Genomic DNA, 17,086 nt, shown 5'->3' with positions numbered 1-17,086 from the left:
CAGCCTGTACCGCCTGCCCCGCCCCCCAGCTTGTACTGCCGCTCCGCCTGCCCCGCCCCTCAGCTTGTACCGCCGCTCCACCTGCCCCGCCGCTCCCGCCCGACCTGCCCCACCCGTCACACCTGGGGGAAGTCACCGCTCAGCGCCGCGGCCATCCGCAGGTGCGGTGCCGCGTCGGCCGGCCTGCCCTGCCGCTCCAGGGTGCGCCCCAGCATGAGCCGGGCGTAGCTCTCGACGGGGTCGAGTTCGAGGACCCTCGACAGCTCCGCCTCGGCGCGCAGCAGCTGGGCCGAGTGGTAGTAGGCGCGGGCGAGCAGCAGACGCGGGGCGACCTGCTCGGGCACCTCGTCGGCCAGGGCGGCGAGGATGCGGGCCGCCGTGGCGTACTCCTTGGCGTCGAAGAACTGCCGCGCGCGCTCCCAGCGCTCCGCCGCGGTCCCGTGGTCGTAGTAGGACATCTCCACTGTCCGCCTCCTTCTTCGTCGGACGCTGCAACCGCCCACAGTGGTTGAATATTCCACTACATGGGCGAGGGGGGTATCCATCGCTGGGGCGTCACCGGGACTAGGTTGTGCGACATGAGCAATCTTGATCGTGAGGCGGTCCCGAGCCGGTGCGGCGGCCGTGGCTTCGTCGTGGCGGAACCGGTACGGGAACTCCTCAGCCCCCGGCAGGTCAAGCTCGGCGAGTCCACCGAGGTCCGGCGCCTGCTGCCCAATCTCGGGCGCCGCATGATCGGCGCCTGGTGCTTCGTCGACCACTACGGCCCCGACGACATCGCGGACGAGCCCGGCATGCAGGTGCCGCCGCACCCGCACATGGGCCTGCAGACGGTCAGCTGGCTGCACGACGGCAAGGTCCTGCACCGCGACTCCACCGGCAGCACACAGACCATCCGCCCCCGCGAGCTGGGCCTGATGACCTCGGGCCGGGCCATCTCGCACTCGGAGGAGAGCCCGAGGCCACACGCCCGTTTCCTGCACGGCGCCCAGCTGTGGGTGGCCCTGCCCGACACCGACCGCCACACGGCCCCGCGGTTCGAGCACCACGCGGAGCTACCCCGGGCCACCGCCCCCGGCCTGACGGCGACGCTGGTCCTCGGAGCCCTGGACGGGGCCCGCTCGCCCGGCACGACGTACACCCCGATCGTCGGCGCGGACCTCGCCCTGGCGCACGGCGCGGACGTACGTCTCCCGCTGGAGCCCGACTTCGAATACGCCGTCCTGTCCATGTCCGGCGAGGCCCACGTCGACGGCGTCCCGGTGCTCCCCGGCTCCATGCTCTACCTGGGCTGCGGCCGCACGGAACTCCCGCTCCGCGCGGAGTCGGACGCCTCCTTGATGCTGTTGGGCGGCGAACCGTTCGAGGAGGAACTAGTGATGTGGTGGAACTTCGTCGGCCGCACCCACGAGGAGATCGAACAGGCGCGGACGGACTGGGCGACGGGCACCCGCTTCGGCGAGGTGCAGGGTTACGACGGCCCCGCACTCCCTGCCCCGGAACTGCCCCCGGTGACGCTGAAGCCGCGGGGGAGGGTGCGCTGACCTGTGCCCTCAGCTACAACGCACGTGTTGTGTCGGCGGGTTGGTGCAGGCCCGCGAAGCCAAGAATGCCCACGACTCGCGCCACTCAGGTGCGGGGAGCGTGGAGATGCGTGGCAAAGAAGGTCTCGATGCGCTGCCAGGCGTCCGCCGCAGCGTCCGGTTCCGGACCGATGTTCATGACGCGGAACAGGGGGCGCAGCGGCCTGGGGCCGGCCTCGGCGTCGTTCAGAAAGGCGTGGCCTGCTTGCGGGTACTCCTTGACGTCATGCACGACTCCATGACGTTCGAGGGCCGCGCTCAGCCGGCCCGCCGCCCCCTTCAGGGTGCGGTCCTTCCCGCCGAAGCTGGCGACGACGGGGCAGGCGTCGGCGAGGACATCCAGGTCCTTGGGCAGCAGTCCATAGTTGGCGGACGCCGCGTCGTAGTCACCGCGTCCGGCCGACATCAAGGCGAACGCGCCTCCCATGCAGAAGCCGATGATGCCGACCGCGCCGGTGCAGTCACTCTGGGCCAGCAGATAGGAGCGGGCAGCCTCCAGGTCCCGGTACGCACGCCCGGTCCCGGACATGGCCGCCCGGATCGTGGGGATCAGGCAGCGCCGTGCGCCGCCCTCGGTGAACAGGTCGGGCAGCAGTGCGAGGTACCCGGCGTCGGCCAGGCGCTCGGCTTGGCGGAGCATGACGTCGTCGACGCCGAGTACCTCGTGTGCGATGACCACACCCGGCCAGGGCCCTTCGCCTTTCGGCCGGACGAGGTGCCCCGCCAGCCTCTGCGAGCCGCCGGCCGTAGCACTCAGACTGCTCAGGTCAACGGCTTCAACAGCAGACATGGAGCTTCTCCCGTGGGCCACGTGCGTTGAGCATGGTTCTTTTGGAGGGCTGATCAGAGGGCCTCGGGCCGGGCCGCCCGCTCGCTGTGGCCGATGCCCTCGCCGCCGGCCGCGGGCCCACAGTGAACTCCGCCACTGACAGGCCCCGCCGACCTACGCGAACGGACGCCGCGACCGCTGCTCACCCGCCCGTCACGCCGCCCGCGGCGGGCGTGTCACCACCGCACCGGCAGGGTCCGCCGTCCCCGGATCAGCAGCCCCGGGAGCCACTCTCCCGGCTCCCCGTCCGCCTGCAGGTCCGGGCAGCGCTCCAGCAGCGTGCGCAGCGCCACCTCGCCCTCGAGGCGGGCCAGGGGGGCGCCCAGGCAGAAGTGGATCCCGTGGCCGAAGGAGAGATGGTTCCGGGCCTCCGTGCGCCGTACGTCGAAGCGTTCCGGCTCGGGGAAGCGCGCCGGGTCATGGTCCGCGCCGGCCATGGCGATCAGCACGATGGCACCGCGCGGCACCCGTACGCCGCCGATCTCGGTCTCCTCCAGGGCGATGCGCGGCGTGGTGGTCGCCACCGGCCCGTCGTAGCGCAGCGTCTCCTCCACCAGCCCCACCGCCAGCCCCGCCGGATCGGCCTTCACGGCCGCCATCTGGTCGGGGTGGGCGAGGAGCGCGCGCACCGCGTTGCCGATCGTGTTGACCGTCGTCTCGTGCCCGGCGACGAGCAGCAGGAAGGCCAACGAGACCAGCTCGTCCTCGGTGAGCTGGTCGCCACCCTCGTCGACCGTGTGGACGAGGGCGCTGAGCAGGTCCTCCCCGGGGCTCTCGCGCTTGGCGGCGATGAGCCCGGTGAGATACGGCATGATCTGCTCGTACGCCTCCTTCTCGGCCTCAGGGCTGGTGGGCGCGAGGGTCTCGTTGGACCAGGCGTGGAAGGAGGCGCGGTCCAGGCCGGGGACGCCGAGCAGTTCGGCGATGACGATCATGGGGAGCGGGGAGGCGAACGCCTCGATGAGGTCGGCGCGGTGCGTTCCGTCCGCCGCCATGCGGTCCAGCAGCTCGTCGGTGATCTCCTGGACGCGCCCCCGCATCCCCTCGACCCGCCGGGCCGTGAACTCCCGCGACACCAGCTTCCGTAGCCGGGTGTGGTGGGGCGGGTCGCTCATCAGCATGTTGGAGTTGCCGAGCATGTTCAGGGCGTACGGCGGGCTCCAGCCGGACTGCCGCCACTCGCGGTGCCAGTCCCGGCTGAGCTGCGGGGCGGTGAAGGCCTCGCGCGCGGCCTCGTACCCGACCACGAGCCACACCACGCCCCGGTCGGGCGTCACCACCTGGTGCACCGGACCGCGCTCGCGCAGCCGCGCGAAGGCGGTGTAGGGGTCGGCTTGGAAGTCGGGACTGAGCGAGGCGAGCACCTCGATCCCGTCGGGGCTGTCGGGCCGGTCGGTGCTGCCGGGTATCGCGGGTTCGGCGGCGGCTTTCTCGGTCTTGGTCACGACGGAATTCCCTTTCCTCAGGCCCGGGTTACCGGCCCCCGCCGATCACTCCGAGCACGGCGGCTCACTCTAATCCCGCACCTCCAGCCCCACAACTACCTTCCCTGGCTGCTGACCTCGAGCGCGTGAGGTCGTCACCCGCACCGAGAAGCCTGGTGCCGGTGGGCCAGTCGCGCTCGGCTGTGGAGCGGCGTATTCCCGCGGTGAGACGGGTGTTGAGGTGCGGACCATGCCGGCCGGGGGAGGGCGCGGCGAGTCGGGACGTCGGCCGTCGCCGAGGTCAACAGCGCCTGTACTCCATGCTGGTGACGTGCCGAAACCGAGATCGGCGCCCTGCCGGCCATCAGCGCACGTCAGAGACGTACCAGCGCTGTCCGGTCGGCCCTGTCGGTTCGATCGTCCTGTCCCGCAGATGGCTACAGTGCGGTCGCATGAGCACGGTTACCACACGCTCGGTCGCCTATCCGGCCGACGGTCTGACCATGATCGGGCACCTGGCGCTCCCGGCCGGCGACGACCGGCGGCCCGCAGTCCTGCTCGGGCCCGAGGGGGCCGGACTGAACGACTTCCAGCGCAGCAGGGCCGACGCACTGGCCGAGATGGGATACGTGGCGTTCGCCTTCGACATCCATGGCGGACGGTGGTTCACCGACCCCGAAGAGATGATGGCCCGAGTCATGCCCATGCTCGCGGACCCCGACCGGATGCGGAGGATCGGTCACGCGGCGCTCGACGTGTTGCGCGCCGAACCGCGGACCGACCCCGACCGGATCGCCGTCATCGGCTATGGCACAGGGGGCGCCATCGGGCTGGAACTCGGGCGCGACGGCGTCGACCTGCGCGCGATCGGCACAGTCAACGCCTTGACCACGGGCCGACCGGGCGAGGCGGCGCGCATCCGCTGTCCTGTGTGGGCAGGGGTCGGCTCGGAAGACCCGATCATGCCGCCCGCGCAACGGGACGCCTTCGCCGCCGAAATACTGGCCGCGGGCGTCGACTGGCGTCTCGTGGTCTACGGCGGCGCCCTGCACGCCTTCCACCACCCCCCGGTGAACCAGCGCGTGCGCCCCGGAGTGGGCCACCACCCTCGGCACGCGCGACGCGCCTGGAGTGACGTCATCGGTCTGCTCGACGAGTGCCTGCCCCTGACGGAGTAACCCTTCCAGCAGTGCCGGTTGCCGTCACCCGAAGATCACCGAACGCGCACCGAGGCCGTGCCGGAGCCCGTCACGCCCCGCTCCGCGGAGGCGGTCCTTCGAATCGCAGCACCGAGTCGACGGGGCGGCGCAGCGAGCGGACCGTGGGCGGCGGCGCGTAGGAGAGCCGAAAGAGCATGAGTTCGGCCTCGTCCGGCTTGCTGGGGATGACGGCGGCGAACCTGGCGCGCAGCGTGCGCAGAACGTCGGTCTCGGCGCTGTCGAGTCCGGTCTCGCCGCCACCCTCCACGCGGGGGAACAGGTAGAGCAGGGAGGTGTGGGGCTGGAATCCCAGGCCGAGGGAGGTGGCGGTGAGCCAGAGCCGTTGCAGGGCGCGTCCGCCGTCGACGAAGGCGTCAGGGCCCTTGCCCGGGATGGTGAGGCAGCCGACGGCCGACGAGGCGGCAAGGGCCTTCGCGGCACTCTCCTCGAAGGCTTTGCCGCCGCCGATCCGGCGAACGAAAGCGAGCCCGGACCACTGTCGTGCCAGCCGGACGCCCGCGAGGTCGACCTCGTCGAACCCCAGCGTGGCGACGTCGATGCCGTCGCGCGTGCGCCGCGTCTCCTCGGGGTCCCAGCGCAACTCGTTCATCATTTCCCGATGCAGTTGCGGGGAGAGCATCCGCAGCCGGTCGCCCGCCCCCAGGATCTGGCCCATCTCGTCCAACTGGTCGCGTTCGGTGACGAGGTGGAGTCGGGCGCCGCTCTCGGCGGCGCAGTCCCTCAGCGCTGCGGCGTGCGACTCGGCGAGTGGGCGAACCGGGCCGAGACCGCGGTTGGTGGTGCGCTGCTCGATCCAGTCGAACAGCGCGGGGCGCGGGACGTCGGCCGCGGGGGAGAAGGTGAGTCGGCAGACCAGGCCGGGGTCGGCCGGGGTGGGGAAGTACCGCACCTGGCAGGCTCGGCCCGAGGCCTGGGCCGCGAGGTGGATGTTCTCCACCGCCGCGCCGATGGCCAACTGGGTGGCGCGGCCTTCGAAGTCGAGCATGGTTTGCGGCTGCGCGGTGTCGACGCGGCAGTCCAACGCCTCGTCATGGGCCACGAACCGCCAGGGCTGGCTGTTGCCGCCGGACGGCGCCTGGATGCCGTGGGCGACCAGGCGGCGGATGCCTTCTTCGTCCAGGGTGGCGCCGGCGGTGCCGGGCGGCGGCAGGAGGAGGGGAGGGGAGGCCACCGCCGTGGTGGGCTCGGGCGTCGGCTCCGCCGGTGCCAAGGAGGTCTCCGCGCCTTCGCGGATCAGCGTGCCGGGATCGACGAAGTACCGTCCGGAGGAGGTGAACTGACCGAGCAGGAGGCGGCGAGCGGTGTCGGTCACCAGCGCGGCGCCCAGGCTGACACCCGAGGCGAGCTGGGGCCACGAGGAGATGGTCTTGCCCGTCTCGACGAGGGAGGAGACCAGACGTTCGGAGGGCTCGTCCTGCCCGAGGATGCGCAGGAGGTGCGGGAGCTTTTCGCGGGTCGACATCTTCTTGACCCCAGCGGCCGCCACGCCCTGCAGAAGGCCGTGCAGCAGGGGGCGTTCCGGTTCGAGGTCGAACCGTTCCACATCCAGCATGCCGCGCTCGTTCGTCTCCATCAGGACGGGGATGCCGAGCGCGCGGGCGCGTTCACGGACATGGACCTTGAGGTACATGTCGTCGCACTCCTCGACGAGGAGGTCGGTGCGGCCACCGCCCGCGAGGAAGGCGTCGGTGTTCTCCTCGGTCAGTCCCTCCGGCCAGACAGTGATGTCGAGGTAGGGGTCGATCTCGTACATCTGCCGTGCGGCGATGACGACTTTGGGCAGCCCTACATCGGCGACCGAGGCGCGGAGCCGGTTGAGGTTGGAGAGGGAGAGGAGGTCGAAGTCGGCGAGCCGGAAACGGTTGCCCACCCCTTCCTGGGCGAGGGTGACCGCACTCGCGGCACCCACGGAGAGACCCACCACGGCCACGGTCTTCCGCGACAGGAGGTCCTGCTCCTCCGCGGTGATCTTGTACCGGTTGCGGGACTGACGGAGTTCGCGGTGCTCGGCCGGCGGCAGGACGTGGACGAGCTGCCGCGACCAGGCGTACCACGCCCATGTGCCGTACTCCGCCAAGGGCCTGCCGCCGAGGTGGTCACTGATCGCAGAGGCCAACTCGTCGGCGTCCGGTCGCCAGTCGGGGCGCCTGGCGGAGAGGAGCTCCGCCAGCTGGTCGGCGCACGTGTCGTGGACGGAGTTGACGGCACCGCTTTCGAGGAGCTCTGTCAGGGCGGAGCGTTGCTCGGGCTCGACCGGTGCGTACAGCGTCGGTCGCCATGGAGCGGTGTCGCCGGCGGTCCGGGTGAAGGTGCCGAGATGGGCTTCCAGGTTCATTGATCGCCTAACGTGCGTTGCCTATGGATGCCGAGGCGGTGGTGTGCCCGAGGCCGAGTGTCTCGGTGACGGCGCGGACCACGTCGGTGGGGATGCAGGGGGCTTCGTCCAAGGCGCGGTCCAGCAGCACCGCCGCGTTGGTCAACCGCTCCTCGCGATGGCGGATGGCCTCTGCCCGGTTGACGGAGTAGTACGCCGTGACGCCCGGGAACGGGCGGTCGTGCAGGGGGCGGTCGTGCCGGAAACGGAGACCGCACCGTTCGTATCCCTTGATGCGTTCCGTGGGGCCGCTGCCGCAGATCACGGTGGCGCCCAGTCGCTGAGCCGCCACGACGGAGGTGAAGCACAGCAGGGACGCGAGGTTGCGGCCCCTCCAGTCGTGGTCCACCCAGATGCCGCAAATCTCTGCCACCGACTCGCCGGCGGCGACTTCGGCCGCCAAGGCGTCGTTGAGATCCTGGCTCGCGAGATGGATCTCCGACGGTAGTTGACCCGTTATCTTCCGGTGGATACGTATACCGCCGACGGGCCTCTCGCCCTCGTCGCCTGCCGTCTCGTCGAAGACAGCAAGGTAACTCAACGGGTCGCGAGTGGTGCGCGCGTCCGTGCTTCCGTACTTCGTCAACGTCTCGTAGCCGGGCGCGGAGTAAGCGCGTTGCTGGGCTTCGAGGTAGGTGTCGTAGGTGGGATCGTCGAACTGTGCTTCGAGTAACCGGAGGTACATCAAGGATCCTCGTGGGTCGGTTCGGATGCGGATCACGGATGTGGCTGCGGACGGCATCGAAAAATACCGGACGCCTCATGGCCGGACAAATAGTTTCTGGTCTTCTTCGACGCGTGCGCCTCTCGCAGACATATTCCGGAGGGGGTCCGCGGCACCCTAATCGACGAATGGGGCGTCGTGGCTCCGGAGGGGTGTCCGTTTCAGAAAGATGATCCAGCTACCTGCCGCTCCATCCGAGGGGCGACTTTCAGCCCCTTGATCGTTCGCGCTGGGGTCAGGATGGGGAATCCTTCAGCCAAAAGGGCAGGGGTGAGAGGCGGAAGCGATCGATTCACGCCACCGGCGAGGGGGGTGGGATGCGAATGGTCTTGTGCGGTTCTCGGGTTTGGTGTTGCCTCGTGACGCATGGCGACCTGAACGGATTCGTCATTCGGGCAGGACGCGTCAACGGGGAGGGAGTTCTCGACGATGCACGTTAAGGCGGTGAATCGGCCACGCCCACCCGGTGTCCCGCCCCCGGGACGTCTGCACGCCGCACCGCGCCTGAGGTGTTCGCTCCGCTCAAGAAACGGCCAGGCGGTACTCCCGAACCCGCTATTCTCTCGAGTCTTTGAGATCTGGTTAGCCGGAGCAGATTCACGACCTGCCCACACGCCGCAGGAATTCGAGCAGTGGTACACCGAGGCGGGGTTCGAGCCGATGGACCGGAAATGGCCCGGGAAGTTCGACGTCATCTTGCGCGCGCGTAAGCCCGACACCGGCTGAGTCGTCCTGCGGCTGTGGGCATGTGTCGCGTTGTTCGGTGAGGGCCTGCGTCAGGCCATGCACGGATTCGCCGCCGGACTTTGTCCGGCGCCACCCATGTGTTTCAGGTATGGCCGTGGGCAAGGAGGCCTGCCGCACGCTCCCACCCCCTGACCCGGACAGGGGTGGGGGCCCGAGGTCGCCGAACTGGCCTCGCAGCAGCGTTACTTGTTGACGCAGGTGTCGCCGAAGGTAGGGCTGAGCGCACCGATCACATCGAGGGTGTTGTTGCAGACGTTGGTGGGCACGTGGACCGGCGCTTGGCCGGTACGGCCGGAGAGCAGGCCGGGGGAGTCCACGGCCGCACCCTGACTGGCGGCGTCCGCCACCGCCCCGCCGGCTCCTGCCATGACAAGGGTGCCGGCTCCCAGCAGGGTGCCTGCGGTCTTCTTCAACATCGACTGTTCTCCTTGCGTCTTGAGCGGGTCGTGAGCGACGAGCCCGGCAGGCACTCCCAGGGCACCTCTCCTACGAACCGTCCCGTCGTACGCGTGCGCTGGTCAACGTGCCATCGCGCCTGAGGTCAACCTCTCTCCCCAGCCGCTGCACGGAGGGCGGTGGCCGACCCTTCCGCTCGGCGATCTGTCGACATGTCGTCACCACGCCGCCGGTGCCACCGGCACCGGCATCGAGGACGCGGACCCCGTGGTCGGTCGGCGCACGGCGCCGGTCGACGCTCCCTCCCGCGCATGGCGAGCCACGCCAGTACCGGCGACAGCGTGACGCGGTGAAACCTGTGCCGTTGCACCAGACCGACACGGCCGTCCGCAGTGGCGGGCTCGTCTGCGTCGAGGGCTCCGGCAGGAGCGGACGGCGGGGAAGGGCATGGTGGCGACGGAACATGGGAAGTGAAGCGTGGCGAATGCGCACGGGCCCTCGATGTGACACGACACGGCCCCGTGGAGCGACAGGCTGAGTCGCCTCCCCGAACCGGAGCGGCACCTGGCCCTGCTCGACCTGGTGCGGGCGCGGCTGTCGGCCGTGACCGGCGTCACCGACCGGTCCGTGGAGATGACGTCCCCCTGGCGGCGGCTGGGCGTCTACCGGCAGGTGGCGGAGCGGCTGCGCGCCGACCCTTCCGAGGTCACGGGAGTACGGCTGCCCGTCACCGTGTTCTTCGCCCCCCCCCCGACGCCCCACGGCCTGGCGGGCCACCTGCGGTCCACACTCCTCGGACACTCCGGACAGGGCGACGACCGCCCGTCGCCGGCGGCGGCCGCCACCCCGCCCCCACGGTCCAGGAGCCGCTCGCGGTGATCGGTCTCGCGTGCCGCATGCCCGGGGGCGCCGATTCCCCGCGAGAAGCTGTGGCGGCTGGTCGCCGAGGGCAGGGACGCCATCGCAGGACTGCCCGAGGGCCGCGGCTGGGACCTGGACGCGCTGTACGACGCGGACCCCCGGTCGCCGGGCACCACCTACACCCACCACGGCGGGTTCCTCGGCGGTATCGACCCGTTCGACCCCGACTTCTTCGGGATCGGCCCCCGGGAGGCTGTGGCGCTCGACCCGCAGCAGCGGCTGATGCTCGAAACGTCCTGGGAGTCCCTGGAACGCGCGGACATCGACCCGCACGCGCTGCGCGGCAGCCGGACCGGGGTCTTCACCGGAGTCTCCCTCCAGGACTACGGACCGGCCTGGCGCGAGGCCCCACCAATGGCGCAGGGCCAGATGCTCACCGGCAACGCGCTGGGCATGGTCTCCGGCCGGATCGCCTACATCTTCGGCTTCGAGGGGCCCGCCCTCACCGTCGAGACGCAGTGCTCCGCGTCGCTGGTGGCGCTGCACCTGGCCGGACAGGCGCTCAGGGCGGGCGACTGCGACCTCGCCGGCGGTGTGACCGTGATGTCGACGCTGGGCATGCTGTCGGAGTTCCGCCGCAAGCGGGGGCTGGCACCGGACGGGCGGTGCAAGGCGTTCTCGGCCTTCGCGGATGGGACCGGGTGGGCCGAGGGGGCGGCCGTGGTGGTGCTGGAGCGATTCGGTGAAGCGCGACGGCAAGGACACCGGGCCTGGCGGTGGTACGCGGCACCGCCGTGAACCAGGACGGCGGGAGCAACGGGCTGACCGCGCCCAGCGGACCCGCGCAGGAACGCCTGATCCGCGCACTGGCCAACGCGGGACTGCGGGCGGCCGACGTCGACGCGGTCGAGGCGCACGGCACCGGGACCACGCTGGGCGACCCGATCGAGGCGCGGGCGATCATCGCCGCCTACGGCAGGGACCGGCCCGCCGGCCGGCCGCTCCACCTCGGCTCGCTGAAGTCGAACATCGGACACGCTCAGGCCGCCGCCGGCGCCGCCGGGGTAGTCAAGATGATCATGGCCATGCGTCACGGGGTACTGCCGCGCACTCTCCACGTATCCGAGCCGTCACCGCATGTCGACTGCTCGGCCGGGCAGGTGCGGCTGCTGCGGGAGCCGGTGCCTTGGCCGCCGCACGCGGACCGCCCGCGCCGGGCAGCGGTGTCGGCGTTCGGGGTGAGCGGCACCAACGCCCACGCCATCATCGAGGAGGCGCCCGACGCACAGGGCGGGGGATAGGGACCGGTGGCCGGTGCGGGCCGCGACTCCACCGCCATCGTGGTCACGGACGCCGCGGTCCCCGTCGTACTGTCCGGCCGCACGGCGGCGGCCCTACGCGAACAGGCGGGCCGGCTCGCCGCGCACCTGACCACCCGCCCGGAACTGACGCCCCTGCACACCGGGTTCCCCCTCGCGGGCCGCACCCGGTTCGAGCACCGTGCAGTCGCCACCGCACGCGACCGGGCGGAACTGCTGGGCGCCGTGGAGGCACTGGCTCAGGAGCGGTCGGCGCCCGGAGTGGTCACCGGCGGCGTACGGTCCGGTATGGAAGGCCTGTCGACCGCCGCGCTCTTCACCGGCCAGGGCAGCCAGCCCAACGGGATGGGACGGCGGCTGTACGCCGTCCCATCCCGCATTCGCGCGCGCCCTGGACGAGGTGTGCCTGCACATGGCGCCCCACCTCGAACGGCCCCTGCGGGAGGTGATGTTCGCGCCCGAGCACTCGGCCGACGCGGAACTGCTGCACCGGACCCAGTACGCCCAACCCGCACTGTTCGCGTTCCAGACCGCCCTGTACCGACTCGTGGAACGCGTGCCTCCCTCACCCCGGGCGAAACATTCCTTGCCAGAAGAACTGAGCGATCACATTCGTTCGAGATGCGGCTTCTAGGGATCTTGTGCTGTCCGCTCTCAACTCCTAGCATCCATGACGTTCGAAGGTTCGACGCGCGTTCGCAGTATCGAACATGAGCCGGGCGAAGCGGCTTTCGCATGGTGTACATGCCGGGCATGACAGCACCCACCCACACGCCGAATGCCGGACTTGGAAGGGTGCACCTGGCATGAGTGCGGAAAGCCCCGATCGCCTCCTGGAGCTTCGTGTGACGTCACCCGCACAATGCCCACGCCCACGCCCACGCCCACGCCTGTGCCGCGCGGGCGTGCTCCTCCTGTCAGGCTCGGCGCCGCCGGCCCGTCGTCCAGCTCGTAGGCGGCGCCTGGGACACGCCGTATCCCAGCCCCGTCCTGCCGCCCCCACCCCGCCAGGTCACCCCACTGACCGGCGTCGGCACCTTCGACGGAACGACCGTGTGGGATTCAGGGACCCACCTCCACCGCGACCATCCAGCTGGACTACGCGACGATGCGCGACGGCGACCGGGCCACCGGGCCGGACTCACCCTGCCGCGCGCCCTCTCCGCGTAGATCGGCATCGAACGAGACGGCGGCACAACCCGGTAGCGATGGTCAACGGCCTGACCAGGGACAGCAATTGGAACATCATCGGCACCGGCACCGAAGTCGCGAGCGCCAGCGTCATGGGCGGCCGCATCTGGCTGCGCGCGGCCGCCGACATCCGCCCCGGCGCCTCCCGTCCGGGAACCTTCCCTACAGCACCGACGGCACCAACTTCACCCGCCTGGGGCCCGCGCTCACCATGGGCGACACCTGGCAGTTCTTCATGGGCTGCCGCTTCGCCCTTACCCACTACGCCACGCAGACACTCGGCGGCTCCGTCCGCATCGCACGGTTCGCGCTGACCACACCCCGAGCGCGGCAATGTCCCTCTCCCCGCATCTGACCGGCTGCTCAGTCCCCGAGTCGCAGCACCAGGAAGGGCCACACCATGTCCAGTACCGACGTCCACAGGCCAATGGCTCCCCCGACCGCAGTGAGATCACCCGCCACCGGTACGAGACTCGCCCGGGCAACCTGGGCGCTGATCCTCATGGTGGCGTTCGCCGTCCTTCCTGCCGCGGTGCATCCCACGGCGGCCAGGGCCGACAACCCGATCGTGCAGCACGTCTACACCGCCGACCCGTCCCCGCTGGTGCACAACGGACGGGTCTACCTCTACACCGGGCACGACGAGGACGGCTCCACCAACTCCTTCGTGATGAAGGACTGGCGGGTGTGGTCCTCCGCCGACATGGTCAACTGGACCGACCACGGCACACCGCTCAGTCTGAACACCTTCAGCTGGGCGGGCGCCAACGCGTGGGCGGGCCAGGCCGTCGAACGGGGCGGCAAGTTCTACTGGTACGTGCCGGTGACGGTCCGGGCGACCGGCGCATTCGCCATCGGCGTGGCGGTGGCGGACAGCCCCACCGGACCGTTCCGGGACGCCCTCGGCCACCCGCTGCTGGAGAACACCGAGTTCGACCCGACCGTCTTCATCGACGACGACGGTCAGGCCTACCTCTACTGGGGCAACCCCAACCTGTGGTACGTCAAGCTGAACGCCGACATGATCTCCTACTCGGGCAGCCCCACCAAGATCCCGCTCACCACCTCAGGATTCGGCACCCGCACCGACAACCCCGACCGTCCCACGCTGTACGAAGAAGGGCCGTGGGCCTACAAGCGGAACGGTCTGTACTACCTGGTGTACGCGGCCAAGTGCTGCCAGGAATTCATCGCCTACTCCACGGCACCCAGCCCGACCGGACCCTGGACCTACCGTGGAACAGTCATGCCCGCCCAGGGCGACAGCTTCACCAACCACCCGGGCATCGTGGACTTCAAGGGCAGTTCGTACTTCTTCTACCACAACGGCGCCCTCCCGGGCGGAGGCGGCTTCACCCGCTCGGTAGCCGTGGAGAAGTTCTCCTACAACGCCGACGGCACCATTCCGACGATCAACATGACGAGCACGGGTGCCCCGCAGGCCGGCCCACTCGATCCGTACGTCCGCCAGGAGGCCGAGACGATCGCCTGGGGTTCCGGGATCGAGACCGAATGGACCAGTGACGGCGGAATGAACGTCGGCTGGATCGAGAACGGCGACTACACCAAGGTCAAGGGAGTGGCTTTCGGGGCGGGCGCCTCCTCCTTCGCCGCACGCGTCGCCTCGGCCACCAGCGGCGGCACCCTCGAAGTGCGCCTGGACAGTCCGAGCGGGTCGATCGTGGGCCGGTGCGGTGTGCCGAACACCGGTGGCTGGCAGTCCTGGACCACGGTGACCTGCCCAGTCAGCGGCGTGACGGGAACCCATGACCTCTACCTGACGTTCAGCGGCGGCAGCGGCTACTTGTTCAATGTCAACTGGTGGCAGTTCACCCGCGCCGCGTAACCGCACCGCGTTGCCTTGCTCCCCCGTCCGTTGCCGTGCCGCTACGTGACACAGCAACGGACGGGAGTCCGTCACTTCCTGCTTCGTCGCGCTGTGCCGGGACGCGTTCTGGTCCGACCTGCGCTCCGCAGGCTGCAACCGCCAGTCCGGCGGCCGTTCTCACGTTCTTCGCGGCGTAGTGGTCCCGGTCGCGGACCGCATTGCAGGCGGCACAGTCTTGCCCAGGCTCAGCGAAGCTGCCTCAAGAACGCGTCCAGCCCATGCCACCGGGTACTGCTGCCGCTCGGCCAGAGATGGACCCCACTGGCAGAGGTCGTTCACTGCGCCGCTGTTCTTCCCCGATCACGACAATGCTGAAGGAACGGTCCCGCTGACGTTCCCGGGTGCGCCGGTAACGGTAGAACCGGTCGGTGAGGTTGGTGAGTTCGCCCGCCCCGGCCGGGTGGGCGTAGGGCTACCCTGCCTCTGGCGGGTCCGGTGACGCCAAGGGGGGAGGCGGCATGCCCGAGTGGGCTCTCGCGATACTGATTCCGGTCGGTCTGCTGGCCGTGGGCCTGGGGACGTTCTTGGTCTGGGCCCGCCTGGGGACGAAGGAACCGTTGAAACACGACAACCGGATGCCGGAGACCCATTTTCGACAGGGTGATGGTGGCGGCAGCAGCTGACCGGCGGCGCCCAGTTCGGCATGATCGGCCTCTGCAGGACTGAAGCCGAGGGTCGGGAACATATGTCGCGGCCAGGCCGCCGCAGGTGGCCTGCGGTCACGCGCTCAGACTGGGGCAGGAAAAACGTCCAGCAGCCCGGCCAGGCGCGCGACGGTGTCGGCCTACCCGTCGGCGTGCACCGTGGTGATTGCCAGCGCGGCGGCCGATGGCAGGTTCGCAGGGTTGTCGTCGGCGATCACGGGTGGCTTCCTGCGTGGTCTCGTCGTCTCGGGTTCACGCCCTGCCCTACCGCCGAGCCCGAGGAGCGCGCAGCCCGTCGTCCCTGGATGTCAGCTCGGTAGGGTGTAGCTCTCTTCCGGGGACGGCCCTGATGGTTTGAGCTGGGAGATCGTGGTTGTGGGTGATGGCGACGTGGTCGGGTCTCTACCGTGTGGGTGGGGGAGGCGACGCTGATGGGGGCGTTGATCGGGGAGTTGGAGGCGCGGGAGGCGGCGGCCGGGCCCGGGTGCGGTCGCCGCTGTCCTCGACGAGAGACGGAACCGCCGGGGCCGCACCGTGCCGTGGGCCGAGCGGGGCGGGCCGCCCACCGACTAGCATCGCCGAGTTCGTGCCACCCACCGGTCCGGGCAGCGCGGCACGGCGTACAGGGGAGCTGACACGGCATGAGAACGAAGAGCGCAGCGGCGTGGGCGGTAGCGGTGCTGATGCTCGGCGCACCCGTCGGCGGCTGCGCCGAGCAATCGGACAGGGGACCGTCCGGCAGCAGCGCGAAGCACACGAAGTCCCACCGCGAACCCGAGGACAAGCCTGATTCACGGGTCGTCGAGGACGACGACGACCACACCGTCCTCGAACTGTCCGACGGCCGGCAGGTGTCCCTGCGCTTCACTCGCCGCGGCCTGGAGGCACAGCATCGCCACGCCTCTGACGATGCCTGGTCCGCCCGGAAGACGGTCTATGAGACCGGCACCAAACCGTGCCACGGCATCAGGGCGAAGGCGTACCGGGACACCGTGTGGCTCGCGGCCGGCTTCGGCGCGTATTGCAGGGACGGCGAAGAACCGCAAGAGGTGATCGCGGCCGTTGCCACCGGGGACCTCTCCTCCTGGACCACCGACCCGACCAAAAACTACCTCGTCTGGCCGAAGGCCCGCATTCGCGACGGTGGCGCCCGAGTGGACTTCGTCGATCGCAGCATGCTGCAGACCACCACGCTGACCTGGCGCAAAGGCTCCGGATTCGCCAAGGTGGCCACGGAGTACAAGCCCATCCACCCCTGGTTCGTGGGCCGGTGGCGAGCCACGGACGGCAGCCAGCAGCTGACCTTCCACCAGGTCGGGCCGGGCAGACGCGCACGCGTGGTCATCGAGTCCCGCACCGGCCCGCGATGCAAGGGCAGCGCCACTGTCACCGGCATCGACCAGCACGACCTGTCCCTGAGCAACTTCAAGCTCGACCAGGGCACCAGGACCGTCAACTGCCCGCCGGAGGAGCTCAAGTACGACTTCGACGTGAAGTCCTCGGGCGGCCCGCTGCGCCTACGCACGATCGGCAACCACCCGAAGACCGTCCTTACCTATGAGCGGGCGGGCTGACGTACGACTGCGCATGAGGGGCGGGTCGTCCTGGTCGACGGCGCCCGCCACCCACTCGGCCTGATCCGCGTCGAAGCCGACCGGCGCGGGATCACCGTGCAGGTCCTGCTCGACATCGTGCACGTCAGCGAGTACGTCCGGGCTGCCGCGCACAGCTTCCATCGGCCCGGCACCCCGGCAGCCGAAGCCTGGGTCGTCGGGCACCTGACCACGATTCTCCACGGCCGGGCCAGCCTCGCCGCCGCGGAGATTACCGCGCAGCCAGAGCGGGCCAGCCCGCGCGGAGCGAAACGCGAAGCCGCAGACACCTGC

General features: G+C 70.1%; 10 protein-coding genes and 2 pseudogenes. 6 read left to right on the top strand and 6 right to left on the bottom strand.

What is annotated here, in order from left to right:
- Nucleotides 1–116: 116 nt before the first annotated feature.
- Nucleotides 117–458, bottom strand: a complete 342-nt coding sequence (locus ACZ5GP_RS02230) for a tetratricopeptide repeat protein (RefSeq protein ID WP_468749071.1) — start codon at nt 456–458, stop codon at nt 117–119.
- Between the two features lie 120 nt (nt 459–578).
- Here ACZ5GP_RS02230 and ACZ5GP_RS02225 point away from each other — a divergent pair, with 120 nt between their 5' ends.
- Entirely contained in the window at nt 579–1,544 is a 966-nt protein-coding gene (locus tag ACZ5GP_RS02225; RefSeq protein WP_468748946.1) for a pirin family protein, read from the top strand.
- An 85-nt stretch (nt 1,545–1,629) separates the two neighbouring features.
- Here ACZ5GP_RS02225 and ACZ5GP_RS02220 read toward each other — a convergent pair whose 3' ends face one another.
- Both ACZ5GP_RS02220 and ACZ5GP_RS02215 read right to left on the bottom strand, forming a co-directional pair.
- Complete coding sequence (locus tag ACZ5GP_RS02220) at nt 1,630–2,373, bottom strand: dienelactone hydrolase family protein (protein WP_468748945.1); 744 nt, start codon at nt 2,371–2,373, stop codon at nt 1,630–1,632.
- 215 nt (nt 2,374–2,588) lie between these two features.
- Entirely contained in the window at nt 2,589–3,857 is a 1,269-nt protein-coding gene (locus ACZ5GP_RS02215; RefSeq protein WP_468748944.1) for a cytochrome P450 family protein, read from the bottom strand.
- 431 nt (nt 3,858–4,288) lie between these two features.
- On the opposite strand from ACZ5GP_RS02215, the gene ACZ5GP_RS02210 reads away from it, so the two are divergent.
- A complete protein-coding gene (locus tag ACZ5GP_RS02210) occupies nt 4,289–5,014 on the top strand; it encodes a dienelactone hydrolase family protein (RefSeq protein WP_468748943.1) in 726 nt (241 codons plus the stop codon).
- Between the two features lie 70 nt (nt 5,015–5,084).
- Here the strand turns inward: ACZ5GP_RS02210 and ACZ5GP_RS02205 are convergent, their stop codons facing one another.
- From ACZ5GP_RS02205 to ACZ5GP_RS02195, 3 genes are all read right to left on the bottom strand, one after another.
- Nucleotides 5,085–7,391, bottom strand: coding sequence for an Rv1355c family protein (locus ACZ5GP_RS02205; protein WP_468748942.1), 2,307 nt, complete (start codon nt 7,389–7,391; stop codon nt 5,085–5,087).
- 7 nt (nt 7,392–7,398) lie between these two features.
- Complete coding sequence (locus ACZ5GP_RS02200) at nt 7,399–8,115, bottom strand: GNAT family N-acetyltransferase (protein ID WP_468749070.1); 717 nt, start codon at nt 8,113–8,115, stop codon at nt 7,399–7,401.
- Nucleotides 8,116–9,083: 968 nt separating this feature from the next.
- A complete protein-coding gene (locus ACZ5GP_RS02195) occupies nt 9,084–9,317 on the bottom strand; it encodes a chaplin (protein WP_468748941.1) in 234 nt (77 codons plus the stop codon).
- Nucleotides 9,318–9,879: 562 nt separating this feature from the next.
- On the opposite strand from ACZ5GP_RS02195, the pseudogene ACZ5GP_RS02190 reads away from it, so the two are divergent.
- From ACZ5GP_RS02190 to ACZ5GP_RS02175, 4 genes and pseudogenes are all read left to right on the top strand, one after another.
- Nucleotides 9,880–11,681: pseudogene (locus ACZ5GP_RS02190) on the top strand (type I polyketide synthase); the annotation flags it as partial.
- A 732-nt stretch (nt 11,682–12,413) separates the two neighbouring features.
- Nucleotides 12,414–13,023 (top strand): annotated as a pseudogene (locus ACZ5GP_RS02185) (beta-xylosidase family glycoside hydrolase); the annotation flags it as partial.
- A gap of 147 nt (nt 13,024–13,170) precedes the next feature.
- Nucleotides 13,171–14,514, top strand: a complete 1,344-nt coding sequence (locus tag ACZ5GP_RS02180) for a glycoside hydrolase family 43 protein (RefSeq protein ID WP_468749069.1) — start codon at nt 13,171–13,173, stop codon at nt 14,512–14,514.
- Between the two features lie 1,327 nt (nt 14,515–15,841).
- Entirely contained in the window at nt 15,842–16,774 is a 933-nt protein-coding gene (locus ACZ5GP_RS02175) for a hypothetical protein (protein WP_468748940.1), read from the top strand.
- The last annotated feature ends 312 nt before the right edge of the window (nt 16,775–17,086 follow it).

Source organism: Streptomyces sp. NPDC031466 (assembly GCF_055581265.1).
Note: the sequence above shows the minus strand (reverse complement) of the source record. Positions and strands in the feature narration are given on the sequence as shown.

What these genes read in the sequence shown, in the direction of transcription:
- ACZ5GP_RS02230 (WP_468749071.1), bottom strand. Translation starts at nt 458, where the DNA reads ATGTCCTACTACGACCACGGGACCGCGGCGGAGCGCTGGGAGCGCGCG.
- ACZ5GP_RS02225 (WP_468748946.1), top strand. Translation starts at nt 579, where the DNA reads ATGAGCAATCTTGATCGTGAGGCGGTCCCGAGCCGGTGCGGCGGCCGT.
- ACZ5GP_RS02220 (WP_468748945.1), bottom strand. Translation starts at nt 2,373, where the DNA reads ATGTCTGCTGTTGAAGCCGTTGACCTGAGCAGTCTGAGTGCTACGGCC.
- ACZ5GP_RS02210 (WP_468748943.1), top strand. Translation starts at nt 4,289, where the DNA reads ATGAGCACGGTTACCACACGCTCGGTCGCCTATCCGGCCGACGGTCTG.
- ACZ5GP_RS02205 (WP_468748942.1), bottom strand. Translation starts at nt 7,391, where the DNA reads ATGAACCTGGAAGCCCATCTCGGCACCTTCACCCGGACCGCCGGCGAC.
- ACZ5GP_RS02200 (WP_468749070.1), bottom strand. Translation starts at nt 8,115, where the DNA reads ATGTACCTCCGGTTACTCGAAGCACAGTTCGACGATCCCACCTACGAC.
- ACZ5GP_RS02195 (WP_468748941.1), bottom strand. Translation starts at nt 9,317, where the DNA reads ATGTTGAAGAAGACCGCAGGCACCCTGCTGGGAGCCGGCACCCTTGTC.
- ACZ5GP_RS02180 (WP_468749069.1), top strand. Translation starts at nt 13,171, where the DNA reads ATGGTGGCGTTCGCCGTCCTTCCTGCCGCGGTGCATCCCACGGCGGCC.
- ACZ5GP_RS02175 (WP_468748940.1), top strand. Translation starts at nt 15,842, where the DNA reads ATGAGAACGAAGAGCGCAGCGGCGTGGGCGGTAGCGGTGCTGATGCTC.